This is a genomic window from Bifidobacterium sp. LH_558 (genome assembly GCF_056356295.1).
In genome coordinates this window covers 168,263-184,737 of sequence record NZ_JBKETZ010000005.1, presented here as the reverse complement: position 1 = coordinate 184,737, position 16,475 = coordinate 168,263, and the positions used below count along the sequence as shown (strand labels likewise).

The following is a 16,475-nucleotide window of genomic DNA, read 5'->3' as shown; positions in this document are numbered from 1 at the left end:
AGTGGATCGGATGGCCGTCCCATGCATGCCGCGCGTTCCTCCATGGAACGCGTGACCCGCATGACGGCGGCCAGCCATTGACTGCATGAAAGTGTACCAGTTCATAGGACGTATGAAATGGTGAAAATCCAAAACGGGGAAACAAGGACAATCCTCATCTCCCCGTTTTGGATTCTTTACGGTTGTCGTCAGGCCCTGAAATCAGGGCTTAGACGGCGGTTTGGCTCACTTGGTGAGCTGGTAGTAGACCGGCAGGTTCTTCCAGTTGAAGTCCAGACCGTTCACGCCGAGGGCGGCGACACCGTTGGCGTTGCTGTAGTACAGCGGGACGGCGGGCATGTCCTCGAAGAGGATCTGTTCGGCCTGCTGGTACAGGGCGTTGGCGGACTCGGTGTCGGCAGCGGAGGCGGCCTGCGAGATCAGCGCGTCGAACTCGGGGTTCTTGTAGTCGCCGTCGTTCGAGCCATTGCCATCGGCTGCGGAGGACGAGTACAGCGGCTTGAGGTAGTTCTCGGCGGACGGGTAGTCGGGCTGCCAACCGGTGCGGAAGGCGGATTCCATGGTGCGGTTGGAGATGGACTCACGGAATTCGGAGAAGGTCGCGATCGGGTTGGTCTCGCAGGTGATGCCCAGAGCGTTGGTGATGGAGTTCACGATCGCGTCGTAGATCGGCTTGGCGCCACCATCGGCGTTGTAGGCGATGGTGAGCTTGTCGGTGTCGTTGTCCCACGCGTTGATGGCGTTGGCCTGCTCCCACAGCTCCTTGGCGGCGTCGGCGTCGTAGGTGAGCACCTCGCTGCCTTCGAGGGAGTCGGAGTAGCCCGGCATCGCCGGAGCGGTGAAGTCGGTGGCGGCGGTGCCGACGCCGTTGAGCACCTTGTCGACGATGTTCTGGCGGTCGATGGCGCGGGAGATGGCCTGACGACGCAGGTGGCCCTCCTCGTCATCGGCGAAGTGCTCCAAATCGGACGGGAAGGTGAAGGTCTGGATCACAGAGCCGGCCTCGTTGTAGGCCTGGACGGTCGTGTCGGTTTCGAAGGTGGCGGTGGCGGAGGACGGCACGGTCTCCATCACGTCGAGGTTGCCGGCCTGAACGTCGGCGTAGCCGGCCTCGACATCGGTGTAGACCTTGAAGGTCACGCCGTTGTTCTGGGCGGGCTGCACACCCTTGTAGTCGTCGTTCTTGACAAGGGCGATCTCGGAATCGTGCGTCCAGTGGTCCAGCTTGTACTGGCCGTTGCCCACCGGGTTCTCGCCGAAGGCTTCCGGATCGTCGTAGAAGGACTCGGGCAGCGGGGCGAAGGCGGTGTAGCCCACCTGGATCGGGAAGGCGGAGCTCGGCTCAACGAGCTTGACGGTGAAGGTGGTGTCGTCCACCACGGTCAGGCCGGAAAGCTGCTCGTCACCGGTCAGGCTGGTGTCCTGCAGGGCCTCATAGCCTTCGATGATGTTGAAGAAGCCGGAGTTGACCAGGCCGTTGGCGGCGTTGGCCACATAGCTCCAGGCCTTGGTGAAGGATTCGGAGGTGACGGGGGTGCCGTCGGTGAAGGTCCAGCCGTCCTTAAGGGTGACGGTGTACTCGGTGTTGTCCTCGTTCGGCTCGATGGACTCGGCGACCTCGTTCTCGGCGTTGCCATCGGCGTCGAAGGCAACGAGCTTGGCGAACAGCATATCGATCGGGTTGCCGCCACAGGTCTCGTTGGTGTTGCCCGGGATCAGCGGGTTCTGCGGCTCGCAGCCGTAGGCGGTGATGATGCCGTCGTTGGAGGCGGCGTCGCCGGAGTTGCTGGCACCGCAGCCGCTCAGCAGCAGGCCGGTGGCGCAGACCGCGGCGGCGAAAGCGAGAGCTTTCTTCTTCATATGGTTTCTCCTATTCATTGGATTGCGGGGACTCGCACCCCGCTTCACGCAAAAATGGGGTTCCGCTGGTTCTGCCAGCCCCACCCCTTTGCTTGATTGATTGTCAATTGTGCCCCACAAACGCGACAGGCACAATCTCAGTCTCGAAATATGCCTGTCGCATTGCACCGTTTCGCTTCTTTACGCAAGACTCATAACGAATTCACGCGGAAAACCCACGAATCCCACAGGTTGGTATGACACCGTTAGCGGGGATATTCGGCGCCGCCGCCAAGGCAAGCCGCCATCAATGTTACTGTTATGTTAATTCTCCTTCCATAGAACGCCGCCTTTCGCGCTCCGCGTAGGCCAATCGCTCACGAAAGGTGCCTCCGGTGAACGTCAACGCCTCGAACAGCCCCTTTACCAACACACGCGATGCGGACACACTGATGCGCATGTTCGCCGACGCGCTCGGAACTTTCGACCTGCGCGAGGGCCGCGCGGCGTTGGAGGAATGCGCGCGCCATGCGGCGATGCTGCACCGGGAAATGGAATGGACCCGTGCCTTGCCCGATGACGTGTTCATACATTACGTGGCGTGGCCGCGCGTCAACAACGAGCGGCTTCTCCCCTGCCGCGAGCGGATCTGGAATGAGCTACGCGGGCGCGTGCGTGGCTTGGATATGGAGCGCGCCGCCATCGAAACGAACTATTGGTGCGCCGAACATGTGACCTACGCGCCCACCGACGGACGGACCATCTCGCCGGCCGGCGCGCTGAACCGCGGCATCGGCCGCTGCGGCGAGGAGTCGACGCTGCTGGTCACCGCGTTGCGTTCGATCGGCATCCCCGCCCGGCAGATCTACACGCCGCGCTGGGCGCATTGCGACGACAACCACGCTTGGGTCGAGGCACGCATCGACGGAGTATGGCGGTTCATGGGCGCGTGCGAGCCGGAAGAACGGCTCGACCGCGGCTGGTTCGACCGTGCGGCGACCCGTGCGATGCTGGTGCATGCGCGCGTGTTCAGCGACTATTCGTGCGGCAATGTGAACGTCTCACGTTCGGCCGGCGGCGACGAGCTCGAACTGTTGGAGAATGTGACCGACCATTACGCGCCCATCACACGGCTTGCGGTGCGTGTGACGGATACGGACGGCGTGACGCCGGCGTGTGGAGCGACGGTGTCGTTCCAACTGCTCAACATGGCCGAATATTCGACGATCGCCGCCATCGACACGGATGCCGCGGGAGTGGCGACGCTGACCTTGGGCAAGGGCTCCGTGCGCGTGCACGCCGCATATGGCGGTCGCTTCGCTGAAACGACGGTGGACACGGCCCAGGTCTCATCGGTTTCGCTCACGCTGGAACATGAGAATCCCGCTCCGGACGAATGGCGGCTGACCGATTTGACGGCACCACCGTCGAACGCTTCAAGGGCCCAACGGTTGACCGCCGACGAACGCGCCCGCGGTGTGGCGCGTGCCGCGCGGGCGGAGGCCATGCGTGTGGCCCGGTTGGAGGAATTCGCACGGCTTTCGCGCACCGGCGACGCCCGCATGGACGGGTTGCTAGCCGAGGCGGGCGGCAATTGGCCGACCGTCAGCGCGTTCCTGCTCGCCGACGATGACGTCGACCGTCTCGAACTGGTACGAGCCCTGCGCGGCAAGGATCTGGCCGATGTGACCGACAGCCAGCTGCGCGACGCCTTCGAAGGCGCCAAAGCCGTGAAACGCGACACGTTCTCGCGTTGGCTGGCCGATGTGGATGAAGACCGGGCGCGGAAACTTTGGCGCGAGACCGTGCTCAACGCCCGTGTGGATATCGAGGAGCTGACCGAACACCGGCTTGCGTTCCGACGCCGGCTCACGGCCGCAGAACAGGAACGGTTCCGGACCGACCCGCAGGCGTTGTACCGGGCGATATCCGAGCTGGACAAGTCGATGGCCGAACCGGACAAGTCGACGGCAGATTCAAGCACGTCGCCGTCCGAACCGAACGCATCCGCATCATCATCACAGACGGCGCTGGCATCCGTGCTGCCGCTGGACATCCGCGACGAGTCTTCGCGTCGCGACATCGCCTTCGTGCGCGCATGCCGTGCGCTGGGCGTGCCCGCCCGGCTCGATCCCCAAAACCGTCTGCCGCAATGGTTCGACGGCGAGACTTTCCACACCGTCGCGCACAGCCAACTCGAGCGCGAACCCGACGATGCATCGCGGACACCGCAATCCTCGACTGACCGTCGCCCTACAAGACTGCTGTTGCGCGCCGGCGAACGCTCTTCGCCCCGCTATCCCACGGATTGGAGCCTGGGCCGGCTCTCCCAAACCGACCACGGCATGGACTACACGTCGCTGGACCTCACCGACCATCCATGGCAGGACGGGCGTATGACGGTGACGTTGGAGGCCGGACGGTATCGCCTCATCACCACCACCCGTCTGCCCAACGGCAACCAACTGGCCGCCGAACGCGTGTTCGACCTCTCCGAAGACGACGGGACGGATATCGAACTGATGTGGCGCGAGCCGAGCGAGGACGAGCTGGCGAACCGCATCGAACTGGAGGAGGTTCCGCTCACCGCCGACGACGGCACGACACACACCCTGCGCGCCCTGATGGATAGGCATGGGAACCCCGGCGCTTCGGCGGTACTGTGCGTGCTCGACGCACATGGCTCCGAACCCAGCATCCATGTGCTCGACGAATTGCGCGCGTATCAGGATCGTGTCGGGGTGGCGGGCGAGGCGGAAGGACCCCAGTTGATCGTCGCGACCTGCCCAGGCGATATGCCGCCGGCGAAGGCGATCGTCGACCAGATGGAACGACTCCCCATGCCGCCCGCGCGCTACGGTTGCGAGGCGGCGAGCGCCGAACGGCTGGCGCGCATCACCTTCGTCGATCCGGAGAAACTGCCGTTGCTGGTTGTGGCGCATGGCGAGGGCACGAAAACTATCGCCACCTACGCGTGCAGCGGATACAGTGTGGGATCCGTGGAACTCGCCATTCGCATGGCCGCGCGATAGGCACGCCTTGCGACACATGGCGCGAGTGCACGTGAGATTAGGTTCGGTCCCGAATCGCCCGCATCCTACGCGCGGGGGAACGCCTGTCCGTAGCGGGCTTTGAGCTGTTCGATGGACACATGCGTGTAGCGCTGGGTGGTGCGTAGCGAGGAGTGGCCGAGCATCTCCTGCACCTCGCGCAGATCGGCCCCGCCGTCCAGCAGATGGGTGGCGGCGCTGTGCCGCAGGGCGTGCGGGCTGATGTCGGGCACGCCGGCCTCACGCGCGGCCCGATGCACTACCTCGCGTGCGACGCGCTGGTCGAGACGGCCGCCGCGTTGGCCGACAAACAGCGCCTCGCCGGCGTCTCGCCCCCCATGCGCGCTATGCGAGGACGCGCGCGCCGCCTGAACCATGGCGTGCCGTCCGCGCTCCACCCAATCCTCCAGAGCTTGTGAGGCGGGTGTGCCGAAGGGCACCACCCGCTGTTTGTTGCCTTTGCCCGTCACTTTCAGCGTGTGGTTGGCGAAGTCCACGTCGGCGACGTTCAATCCCACCAATTCGGCCACGCGGATGCCGGTGGCGTACAGCAGTTCGAGAATCGCCGCGTCGCGCAGGGCGACCGGAGCGGACCCGCTTGGTTTGCGTCGTATGGAGGCGGTGGAATGTTCGGGATTCGCCGCGGGGGCGTTCAACAACTGTTCGGCCTGCGATTCGGTGAGCACCGTGGGCAGCGTGTCGGGGATTTTCGGCGTCATCAGCGTGGCCGCCGGATCGGAGGTGGTGACGCCATGGTCGTGCGCCCATGCGAAGAATCCGCGGACCGCCACTGTTTTGCGTGCCATGCTGCTGCGCGCGTGCGAACGCGACTCATGGGCCATCCAGCCGCGCAGATCCTCCAAAGTGATTTCGCATAGGTTTTCGATACCCCGCGATTCCAGCAATTGCAGGCACTCCCCCACATCGGAGCCGTACGCTTTGCGCGTGTTCTCGCTTAAGCCCCGGTTCGCTTTGAGATAGGAGAGATACTCGTGCAGCTGCTCGTCGAAACGCATGGCATTGGCTCCCCTCCCCTGATGTTCACGGTATCCGCCAGCTTACCCGAGTATTCTGATGAATAGTCGGACATCGTCGTTTCACGAAAGGGGCTTATCATGGCGCTGCCACAGGAGATACCGGCGGGATCGCGCATCGTGGTTCGGGTAATCGACGGAGTCGACCCGACCGACCATCGCACCAAATTCCGTGATTTCGTAGGCCATGTGCGTGCCTGGGACGGCCGCACGCTCGAGCTGATGCGCGACGCAGCGGCCAACGGCTCACGCCCGGCCCAGCGCGTGTCCATCGAAGCCGACACCATCGCCACCATCAAACCCGTTCCCGAACGTCCGAACTTCCGTCCGTAATCGTAAGGCGGGCGGTCCGGCGTGTGGCCGTACGCTCACACGCGCGAGCGTACGGCCACACGCATCTCACGGTCGCCGGTGACGGCGACGATATGCTCGCCGCGCAACGCCGATTCCAGCAGCGTCCGCTGCCATCCGTCTTGGGGAACCGTCAACGGTTGCGCCGCGGCGGCGTTCGCATGATTCGTGGCATGCGCCTCGCCTGTCGTCGCTTGCGCGTTCGTTGCCGCCTTGTAGTCCCTGAACGGCTGGCCTGCGGCGAAGAACTCCGTCAACGCGGACGCGTCGGAATCGTGCAGCCGGTCGGCCACGGCGTTGAGCCGGGAAGCCATATGGCGTAGCAGGATTTCGACGTTGGCCGCGTCCTCTTCGATCATCGCGCGCGTGCGTTCGGGATCGGTCAGCGCCACACGAGTCATGTCGCGCCATGAGCCGGCGGCCAGCGCGGCGGCGATATTGCGGATGGGGTCATCCACCAGTTCGTTGATCAGCGCGGTGGCGACCGCATGCGGCATGTGGGAGATCAGTGCGGCGGCGCGGTCGTGGGTGTCGTCGTCGAGGACGATCGCCCGGTTGCCCACCGCGTCGATAACGAAGCGGATCACGGTGAGGAAACGTTCGTACGCCGTGTGCCCGTCAACGGTGACCGCCCAGAGGGCGTCATCGTAGAGATGCGGGTCGGCCGCGCTCCAACCGGAACGCTCGTTGCCGGCCATCGGATGCGCGCCCACATACCGATGCCCCAGACCGGCGGCTTCGACCTGTTCGCGCACCATACCTTTGACGCTGCCCACATCGGTGAGCGTGGCGTTCGGGCATGCGTCCAGCAGCGGCTTGAGTTCGGCGAGGATGGTGGGCATGGCCTTCAGCGGATTGCACAGCACCACCACATCGGGCTTCGCGGCTACGAGTTCGGCGAGCGAATCCTTGCAGACGATGCCGTCGCGCCGCGCCTGCTCGTACGGATGCGGGCGATGGTTCCACGCCACCACCGTGCGACCGCGGGCGACCAGTCTGCGGGCGAGCGATCCGCCGATCAAACCGAGTCCGACCACGCCGATGACGGACGGATCGCCGCCGGATGGCGTCTGATTTTCGATGACGTTCGTCTCTACCACAGCAGTTCCCTTCTCACCGCGTCGTCATGGTCGAATCCCTCGGGCAGACGCGCCTCATCGAGATGCACGCCGCCTTGGGGCAGCATCCAATCGTCGACAGGCGGGTTCGGCCGCTCCCGACGCGGATACACGGCGAGGGTTTTCACCCAGTCGCCATGCTCGGCCACTTCGGTAAGCACGTTTTGGAAGCGTTTCTGCCATGGCGCGGCGTCGATGGTGACGATGAAGCTGTAGGTGCCGTCGTGGCCTTTGATCGGGCGGGAGATGAAGCTTGTCATGTTCAAGCCCGCGTCGCGCAGCACGTCGAGCAGGTCGGCCAGCACGCCCGGGCCGGTGCTTAAGGGGATGAAGGTGATGATGGTCTCGTATTCGGCCACCTCGTCTTCGCGCGCCTGGGCTAGCAAATCCATCACCGTCGCGCGCGGAGCGAGCACCAGAAACTCGGTGTGGGCGCCTTGGTAGTCCTGCACGCCCTTGGCGACGGTGTGCAAACCGTACAGCGGGCCGCAGATGGACGGTCCGAACGCCACCTGTCCGGGTTTGAGGTCACGGCAGGCGGCGGCGTTGGAACTGGCCGCCTCGGGAACCAGACCGTATTCGGCGATGAATCGTTTGCATTGGGCGAGGCCGTGCGAATGGGCGCTGACGGTCGCGCCGCGCAGGGCGCGGAGGGCGGCGGCGTCGGCTGGCTCGGCGGGTGGGATTCCTCGACTGCGCTCGGAATGACGAGAAGAAGACGCGTCGGGGGGAGAAGAAGGCGCGTCGGAATGACGAGAGGGAGGCGTGTCGGAGGGGCTGGCGGGGTCGTCGCGTACGAAGGCGTCGAAGGTAATGTCGATTCCGACGCGGGCGAAACCGGCGATGTCTCGTGCGTCGATCAGCGCGTCGAGATTCGGCACCACATAGCCTTCAACATTGTTTTCCCACGCGATCACGCCCCAGGATTCCCCCGCCTCCACGGCCCGCATAATCGACGGCACGTCGGGCGCGGCGATGAGTTCGGGGCGTTCCCCCTCGAACAGAGGCGCGAGCATGTCGGCCGCGGTCATGGCCGCCTGATGCGTGAACGTGCCCTCCGGCCCCAGATAGGTCAGCGTTATTCCAGTCATAGGCTTCACTGTACCTGTTCGCGGGCGCGCCGTGCATCTGGACACCCGCATCCGCGGACATCACTTCGACTGGGTTTCCAGCTGCGGTTTGCCTACCCGAACATCCGTATCCGCGAATATCACCGTCGAAACATGCGGGCCGAATTATTGCTCGTCGGTGTCCGGCTCGGCATCGTCATGGTTTTCTGACTCTTGGGTGAGAACGGTTCTGGGAGGAACCGTGAACCAGCGGCTAGGCATGGCCACCATCGTCACCTGCAGGACGATCAGGCCGTACAGCCAGATGTATCCCGCGTGCTCGCTGAAGAACGGCACCTCGGAGCTGAATCCGGCCACAATCAGCACGTTGGAGCTGGTGGCGCTCATCGCCACACCCCACGCGACGGCCGACGAAGCGATCAGATGCAGTGCCAGCCCGCTGACGCCGAGTCTGGCCCGCGCGCTCCACGCGGATAGTCCTATGATCGCGAAGGCCAGCGCAAGACCGTAGGGAATGTTGTAGGCTGCGCCCATGCGATGTGCCAGAGTGCCGATCAGGGCCGCGCCCGCACCCGCAAGCAGAGTGAGGGCGATGCGCACCGCGGCGTTCTGGCGGTGGCTCCACGGTAGCAAAGCGTTCTCATAGGCGGATTCAGGTCGATTCATATCTGCCAGTGTAGCGCCGCCAAAACAAAAGCATCCTCCCTTTTCCAAGAGAGGATGCTGAAAACCATGACGTTCCGGGCCACAGACCCGTCATCCCGAGCGAAGCGCAATATGCCCCCGTCATTCTGAGCGAAGCGGAGAGGAGTCGAAGAATCTCAGCACCACGCAACCGACGGTCAGGAGATCCTTCGACTCCGCGCTACGCGCTCCGCTCAGGATGACGAAAAGAACGACGGTTCAGTAGAATGCTCAGCTTTGCTGAGCATTCTGGCGACGCTGCTTGGCGCGCCACTTGTACCATTCTTCGCGGCCGAGGATGATCTTGCGCACGCGGATCGACTCGGGGGTCACCTCGACGCATTCGTCCTCGTTGGCGAAGTCCAGCGACTCCTCGAGGCTCATGCGAATCGGCGGGGTGAGGGTTTCGAGCACGTCGGCGGTGGAGGAACGCATGTTGGTCATATGCTTGGCCAGCGTGATGTTCACGTCGAGCTCGTCGGGCTTGTTGTTCACGCCCACGACCTGGCCCTCATACACCGGGGACTGCGGATCGACGAAGAAGTTGCCGCGTGCCTGCAGACGCTGCATGGCGTACGGGGTGGCGATGCCCTTGCGGTCGCACACCATGGAGCCGTTCTGGCGGATGGTGATCTTGCCGGCCCACGGCGCGTATCCAGCGGAGATCGACGAGGCGATGCCGGTGCCGCGGGTGGACGAGAGCAGCGCTGTGCGGAAGCCGATCAGGCCACGGCTCGGCACGGTGAACTGCAGACGCACCCAGCCGGAGCCGTGGTTGGTCATGGAGTCCATACGCCCCTTGCGGTCGGCCATAAGCTGGGTGACGGTGCCCATGTATTCCTCGGGCACGTCGATGGTGGTGTTCTCCATCGGCTCGTTGATCACGCCGTCGATGGTCTTGGTGACCACCTGCGGGCGGCCGACGGTCAGCTCGTAGCCTTCGCGGCGCATCTGCTCGGCGAGCACGGCCAACGCGAGTTCGCCGCGGCCCTGCACCTCCCACGCGTCGGGGCGGTCGGTGGGCAGCACCTTGATGGACACGTTGCCGATGAGCTCGCGGTCGAGGCGATCCTTGATCATGCGGGCGGTGAGCTTGTGGTCCTTGCCTTCGGTGCCGGCCAGCGGGGAGTCGTTGATGCCGAAGGTCATGGAGATGGCCGGATCGTCCACGTGGATGAGCGGCAGCGGCTTCGGGTCGGCGGGGTCGACGATGGTTTCGCCGATCATGATGTCGTTCACGCCGGCGACGGCGACGATGTCGCCGGGGCCCGCGGAGGTGACGGGGATGCGCTCCAGGCCCTGCGTGCGCAGCAGCTCGGAGACGCGGAAGTTCGCGATGGAGCCGTCCACGCGGCTCAGGCCGTAGGTCTTACCCTTCTCCAGCGTGCCGTTGTAGATGCGCACGAGGCCGAGTCGGCCGAGGAAGTCGGAGGAGTCGATGTTGGCGACGTGGGCCTGCAGCGGCTCGCCCTCCTCGTATTCGGGGGCGGGGATGTTGGAGATGATCGCCTCGAACAGCGGCTCGAGATCCTCATTGTCGGGCAGTCCGCCGTCGGCGGGCTGGTTGTTGGAGGCGTAGCCGGCCTTGGCGGCGCAGTAGATCACCGGCAGTTCGAGCAGTGCGTCGAGGTCGAGGTCGACGCCTTCGTGCTGCACATCGTCGGCCAGGCCGAGCAGCAGGTCGGAGGCCTCGCCCACCACCTCTTCGATGCGGGCGTCGGGGCGGTCCACCTTGTTGACGCACAGGATCACCGGCAGCTTGGCCTCGAGGGCCTTGCGCAGCACGAAGCGGGTCTGCGGCAGCGGGCCTTCGGAGGCGTCGACGAGCAGCACCACGCCGTCGACCATGGAGATGCCGCGTTCCACCTCGCCGCCGAAATCGGCGTGGCCGGGGGTGTCGATGATGTTGAGGGTGATGCCCTCGGGGTGGCCGTACTTCTCGGCCAGCGGGCCGGTGTACTGCACGGCCGTGTTCTTGGCGAGAATGGTGATGCCCTTCTCGCGTTCCAGATCGTTGGAGTCCATCACGCGGTCGGGGACTTCCTCACGCTCGTTGAAGACGTGGGACTGCTGGAGCATGGCATTGACCAGCGTGGTCTTACCGTGGTCGACGTGAGCCACAATCGCCACATTACGGATATCACCGCGAACCGCCATGAAATACCTCTCTTAATTCCTGTTGATTTCTGGGTTCTTGATTGACTGCCGGCGAATCGCCGGCCCCTTACACACAAACCGACGCAATGTTACGCGCATTGCCCGACAGCCCCGACGCATACGAAAACCGCGCGCATGCCGCAGAAGAGGCCGCCCTAACGAACGGTTCCTGCGGAATGCGCGCGCGGAGTCGAAAACCGGGCTTAATCCTCCAGATCAAGGCCCTTACGCTCGGGCAGGCACAGGGCTGCGGCGCAGGCCAGAACGAACGCGGCGGCGAAGATGATGAAGGCGACCGTCTTGTCGCCGCCCGACATGGTCAGGAACCACGGCACCAGCAGCGGCGCGATGATGGCTGCCACACGACCGCAGGCGGCGGCCGCTCCGGCCGCGGCACCGCGCAGACGGGTCGGATAGATCTCCGGAGTCACGGCGTAGAGCACGCCCCACGCGCCGAGGTTCGAGGCGGACAGCAGCATGCCGAACACCAGCACCAGCGCCACGGAACCAGCTTGGGAGAACAGGAATGCGGCCACGGCGGAGACGGCGAGGAACACGCTCAGGGTTTTGCGCCGACCCCAGACCTCCACCAGCCATGCGGCGAGGAAGTAGCCGGGAAGCTGGGCGATGGAGATCGCCAGGGTGTAACCGAAGGATTTGGTCAATGAGCCGAACTGGTCGGCCAGCAGGCTCGGCATCCAGGTGAACGCGCCGTAATAGGAGAAGTTCACGAAGAACCAGGTGGCCCAGATGGCCGCGGTGCGGGCGATGTATTTGGAACCGAAAAGTTCGCGTGTCTTGATCTTCGGCAGCGGATGCCCCTTGGGAGAGGCGACGGGGCTGATTCCCGAGGCCTTTTCGAAGTATCGCACGGCCTTCTCGGCCTCGTCCTCGCGCCCTTGGGCTTCGAGGAAGCGCACGGATTCGGGAATATGCGCGCGGGTGACGATGGCGTACAGCAACGGCAGCGCGCCGATGAGTAGCGCCCAACGCCATCCCCAGTCGCCGGTGTTCGGAATCACGAAATAGCCGATCATCGCGGCGACGATCCATCCGACGGCCCAGAAGGATTCCAACAGCACGGTCATACGTCCGCGCTGCGCGGTCGGCGAGAATTCGGAGACCAGCGTGGAGGCCACCGGCAGTTCGGCGCCCAATCCCAAACCGATGACGAAGCGGGCGATCAGCAGCGCGGCCAGCGTCCAGCTGAACGCCATGCCCGCGTTGGCCAGTCCGAAGATCACCAGGGTGGCGGCGAACACGGTTTTGCGCCCCACTCGGTCGGCCACATATCCACCCAGGGCGGCGCCGATGGCCATGCCGACGAATCCGATGGACAGCACCCACGATTTCTCCGTGGCGCTGAGGTTGAAATGCGGGTCGGCGGCGATGGCGGCCACGACGAACGACACGAGGCCGACGTCCATGGCGTCGAAGGCCCAGCCGATGCCGGAGGCGACCAGAAGTTTGCGATGCGCCTTGTTGAACGGCAGTCGGTCGAGACGCTCGTTGCGGGTCGGCATGCCCCCTTCTCGCGCGGCCGTGGATTGCGATGATGATGCCTGTGCTGCGCTCATCATTCCTTCTCTCATAATGGTGGTGGTTATTGTTGGGCGGCGTGCCGACGGCATGCCACGAATGTGGGGGCGTCTCTATCCGCGGTGCGGAACCAACGCCGAAAGCGGATCGTCGAAGGCGCGCTCGTCCGTCTCGCGCTTCAGCCGCAGCTCTTGGTTGAGACGATGGAGTTCGTCGCCGAACAGTCCGCGCGTCCAGGCGGCGGCGTCGCGTTCGGCGCGTGGTGTGTAGCGGTAGACGGCGGCGGGACGCTGGCGGCCTTCGCGCATCTTCTCCCCCGTATCCTCCAATTCGCCCGAGGCGAGGATTCTGCGACGGAAGTTGGCCAGATCGACCGACTGTCCGGCGATGGCCTCGACCACGCCGTGCAGCTGCCGCAAGGTGAAGGTGGGACCGACGAGACGTGCGACGACGTCGGGGTATTCGATGGTCGTGCGCAGGCGTCGCAGCGCGTAGTCGATGATCTGCCGATGGTCGAACGCCAGTTCGGGAAGCTCGTCTTCGGGGAACCACCGCACATTGTCGGAGGAATCGGCCACGGGAGCCTCCAACTGCCCCACCATCGCCCAATAGGCGACGGAGACCATGGGCAGGCCGCCTTGTGAACGGACTGGCCCGCCGAAGGTGTGCAATTGCTCGAGATAGCGCGCGGCCAGCGCGGTGGTGGATTCCAACGCCTCGCAGGCGGCGTGTTCCAGGGTTTCGTCGGAGCGGACGCCTTCGCCGGGCAGCGCCCACATGCCGCGGTACGGCTGGCGGGTGCGGCGCACCAAAGGCAGCCAGAGGCGATGATGCGAGGCGGTGCCGTCGTTACCGGCGGGCGCGGGCGGAGTGGCGGTGGAACCGGGGCCCAACGCCAGAATGACGACGGAGACACCGACGTGCGGCGATTGCAGCCGTCTCTCCGAAACATTGCCGATGCCCATGCGCGCGCCTTCCTATGTGGTCGCGCATGAGCATATCACTTATAGTCACAATGACCATAAGTAGTCGGGCGTGTTGCGTGCATTTGCCGGAAATCGGCGCTATTCCTCGGATTGCGCCTCACGTAACGCGGATTCCGGACTCGGCATGAACGGCGCCAACGACGGCAGCTGGTCTAGGGATTCCAATCCCATCTTCTCCAAAAACAGACCCGAGGTGACCAGCAGCGCCGCACGGGAGTCGGGATCCGTGCCCTCCTCGCGCACCAGTCCACGCACGGTGAGCGAGCGGATTACACCGTCGGAGTTCACGCCGCGGATGGCGGCGATCTGCGCGCGGGTCACCGGCTGCTTGTAGGCCACAATGGCCAGCGCCTCCAACGCGGCCTGGCTGAGTCGGGCGGTCTGCCCGTCGGTCACGAAGGCGGACACCACCGGTTCGAATTCCAAACGGTTGGCGAACTGCCATCCGCGCGCGGTATGCCGCAGTTCGAATCCGCGCCGTTCGGCCTCATAGGATTCGCACAACGTTGCCAACGCCTGTTCGACCACATCCTCGCCCACTGCGAGCACGCGCGCGAGATCCTCGGCCTGCTGCGGCTGGTCGGCGACCATCAGAATCGCCTCCACGCAGGCGTTCAGGCCTCCGGGGAAATCCTCCACGGTGAAATCCACGTATTCGGGGCGGCTGGAAGCGGCATTCACGCTGTTCATCTTTACGCAAAATCCCTTTCGCTGATATTCACGTCGGACATCTCGTCGTCCACGCCGGACACCCATCTCAGGTGCAGCGGCGCATACGGTCCGTCCTGTTTGAACTGGACGGCACCTTGTTTGAAGAAGGCGAGCACGGCCAGGAACCGGGCCACGATTCCAATGCGATGCTCCACGTCCTCGGTGAGCTGGGCGAAGGTGATCGACTCCCCCGCAGGCAACGCGCGCAGCCGGTCGCGCACCAAGGCGGATTGCGCGCGCAGGTCGACCAGCGGCACATGCAGCTGGTGCACGCTGACCTGCGAGACGGGCGCGTTGGCGAACACTTGGGCCGCCAACCTGGCCAGATCCTCCGCGCCCAAGGTCCAGGCGAGTTCGGGCAGCATAGCCGCCACGGTATCGTCCATCACGCCCGGATGCGGGAAACGTCCGGAGTTCGCGGCGAAACGCGCGCGGAAATCATTGGACGCCTGTTTGAACGCGCGGTATTGCAGAAGTCTCGCGAACAGCAGGTCGCGTTCGCGCAAGGCCTCAAGACTCTGCTCGTCGCGCCGCTCGTCCTCGCCGCCCGGCAGCAGGGCGACGCTTTTCGCCTCCACCAGAATCGAAGCGACGTCGAGGAAAGCGCTGGCCTCATCCATATTGCGCGCGAAATCCAATGTGCGCGCGTAGGCAAGGAACTCCTCGGTGATGGTGGACAACGACACCTCGGTGAGCTCCAGGCGATTGTTGGCGATCATGCCGAGCAGCGCATCGAAGGGGCCGGAATACACCTCCAGATCGACGTGGAATCCGGAAGCGGACTCCGCCTCGGTCGAGTCACCCGCATGGTCGGCGATCAGCTGGTCCATCTCATCCATGGCTCACCACGATTCCATACGTCATACGCGACTGCGCGGGCCGGCCGAACGCGGCACGGCAGGTCCGCCGGGACGCCGTGCATGCCAGACGACGCATCAGGCGATGATGCTCCGCGCCACCAGCTCGCGCGCCACCTCGCGGTATTCCTTGCTGGTTTTGTGCCCGGGGGCGAAGATGGTAATCGGAGCGGCAGCCACAGTGGAATCCGGCAGTTTGATGGAACGTGAGATCACCGTGTGGAACACCTTGTCGTTGAACGCCTCGTAGATGCGCTGCAGCACTTCCTCACAATGCAGCGTTTTGGTGAACATCGTCACCAGCACGCCGTACACCTGCAGGTCGGGATTGATGCGGCTCTGCACCTTCTCGATGGACTGCATGAGCAAGGCCACGCCGCGCAGGGCGAAGAACTCGGCCGCCACGGGGATGATCACGCCATCCGCCGCGGTGAGCGCGTTGACGGTGAGCAGGCCGAGCGAGGGCTGGCAGTCGATGATGATCACATCGTATTCGGGCTTGAGCCTGCGCAGCACGCCGGCCAGCACCTGTTCGCGCCCCACCTCGGTGACCAGCTGCACCTCGGCCGCGGACAGGTCGATATTCGCGGGGATGATGTCGATGTTCTCGAAGGCGGTGTGATGCACCACCTCATGCGGATCCATGGAGGGGTTGAATAACGCCGTGTAGATGGTGTTCTCCACCGTGTTCGCGTTGATGCCCAAGCCCACTGTGGCCGCGCCCTGCGGATCGAAGTCGACGATCAGCGCACGGCGGCCGTACTGGCTGAGCGCGCCAGCGATATTGATGGAGCTGGTGGTTTTGCCCACGCCACCCTTCTGGTTGCACATGGCGATGACCCGCGCCGGACCGTGCTGGCGCAGCGGTTCGGGAGCGGGGAAGGTTTCGTAGACGCGTCCAAGCAAATCCGTAGGCATAGTGTTCACCTTAGCAATATCCCTCGCCGCCATATCGCCCAAATCGAGCGAGCCTTGCGCAAACGTTTCGTCTTCCACCCCATCAGCCTATCGTGTCATCCGGTCCGGAGGCAGACTGCCACGCCGAAAAACCCGACTTCGCCCGGTATCACCACGGAATC

General features: G+C 64.4%; 13 protein-coding genes. 2 read left to right on the top strand and 11 right to left on the bottom strand.

Annotated elements, in window-relative coordinates; all coding sequences use genetic code 11:
* Window positions 1-225: 225 nt before the first annotated feature.
* Entirely contained in the window at window positions 226-1,860 is a 1,635-nt protein-coding gene (locus AC1AV0_RS08095) for a peptide ABC transporter substrate-binding protein (RefSeq protein ID WP_476572862.1), read from the bottom strand.
* Window positions 1,861-2,234: 374 nt separating this feature from the next.
* Here AC1AV0_RS08095 and AC1AV0_RS08090 point away from each other — a divergent pair, with 374 nt between their 5' ends.
* Window positions 2,235-4,871 carry a transglutaminase-like domain-containing protein gene (locus AC1AV0_RS08090; RefSeq protein ID WP_476572860.1) on the top strand — a complete coding sequence of 879 codons (2,637 nt, stop codon included), beginning with the start codon at window positions 2,235-2,237 and terminating at the stop codon, window positions 4,869-4,871.
* Window positions 4,872-4,936: 65 nt separating this feature from the next.
* Here the strand turns inward: AC1AV0_RS08090 and AC1AV0_RS08085 are convergent, their stop codons facing one another.
* Entirely contained in the window at window positions 4,937-5,905 is a 969-nt protein-coding gene (locus tag AC1AV0_RS08085; RefSeq protein ID WP_476572858.1) for a tyrosine recombinase XerC, read from the bottom strand.
* A gap of 99 nt (window positions 5,906-6,004) precedes the next feature.
* Between AC1AV0_RS08085 and AC1AV0_RS08080 the strand changes: the two genes are divergently transcribed.
* Window positions 6,005-6,256, top strand: coding sequence for a DUF6725 family protein (locus AC1AV0_RS08080; protein ID WP_476572856.1), 252 nt, complete (start codon window positions 6,005-6,007; stop codon window positions 6,254-6,256).
* Window positions 6,257-6,291: 35 nt separating this feature from the next.
* On the opposite strand, the gene AC1AV0_RS08075 is transcribed toward AC1AV0_RS08080, so the two are convergent.
* From AC1AV0_RS08075 to AC1AV0_RS08035, 9 genes are all read right to left on the bottom strand, one after another.
* A complete protein-coding gene (locus AC1AV0_RS08075; protein ID WP_476572854.1) occupies window positions 6,292-7,374 on the bottom strand; it encodes a prephenate dehydrogenase in 1,083 nt (360 codons plus the stop codon).
* The gene (locus AC1AV0_RS08070) at window positions 7,368-8,483 is read right to left on the bottom strand and encodes a prephenate dehydratase (RefSeq protein WP_476572852.1); all 1,116 of its coding nucleotides are present in this window, start codon (window positions 8,481-8,483) and stop codon (window positions 7,368-7,370) included. The genes AC1AV0_RS08075 and AC1AV0_RS08070 overlap by 7 nt, the downstream gene beginning before the upstream one ends.
* 144 nt (window positions 8,484-8,627) lie before the next feature.
* On the bottom strand, window positions 8,628-9,128 hold the full coding sequence (locus tag AC1AV0_RS08065; RefSeq protein WP_476572850.1) for an alcohol dehydrogenase: 501 nt from the start codon (window positions 9,126-9,128) through the stop codon (window positions 8,628-8,630).
* Window positions 9,129-9,377: 249 nt separating this feature from the next.
* Window positions 9,378-11,303: a translational GTPase TypA gene (gene typA / locus AC1AV0_RS08060; RefSeq protein WP_476572848.1), complete on the bottom strand. Its 1,926-nt coding sequence runs from the start codon at window positions 11,301-11,303 to the stop codon at window positions 9,378-9,380.
* 203 nt (window positions 11,304-11,506) lie between these two features.
* Window positions 11,507-12,880, bottom strand: a complete 1,374-nt coding sequence (locus AC1AV0_RS08055) for an MFS transporter (RefSeq protein ID WP_476572846.1) — start codon at window positions 12,878-12,880, stop codon at window positions 11,507-11,509.
* A gap of 75 nt (window positions 12,881-12,955) precedes the next feature.
* Complete coding sequence (locus AC1AV0_RS08050) at window positions 12,956-13,807, bottom strand: NUDIX hydrolase (RefSeq protein WP_476572844.1); 852 nt, start codon at window positions 13,805-13,807, stop codon at window positions 12,956-12,958.
* Between the two features lie 99 nt (window positions 13,808-13,906).
* Window positions 13,907-14,518: an SMC-Scp complex subunit ScpB gene (gene scpB, locus AC1AV0_RS08045; protein WP_476572841.1), complete on the bottom strand. Its 612-nt coding sequence runs from the start codon at window positions 14,516-14,518 to the stop codon at window positions 13,907-13,909.
* A gap of 2 nt (window positions 14,519-14,520) precedes the next feature.
* On the bottom strand, window positions 14,521-15,369 hold the full coding sequence (locus AC1AV0_RS08040) for a segregation and condensation protein A (RefSeq protein WP_476572988.1): 849 nt from the start codon (window positions 15,367-15,369) through the stop codon (window positions 14,521-14,523).
* Between the two features lie 105 nt (window positions 15,370-15,474).
* A complete protein-coding gene (locus AC1AV0_RS08035; protein WP_476572839.1) occupies window positions 15,475-16,314 on the bottom strand; it encodes a ParA family protein in 840 nt (279 codons plus the stop codon).
* Window positions 16,315-16,475: the final 161 nt, after the last annotated feature.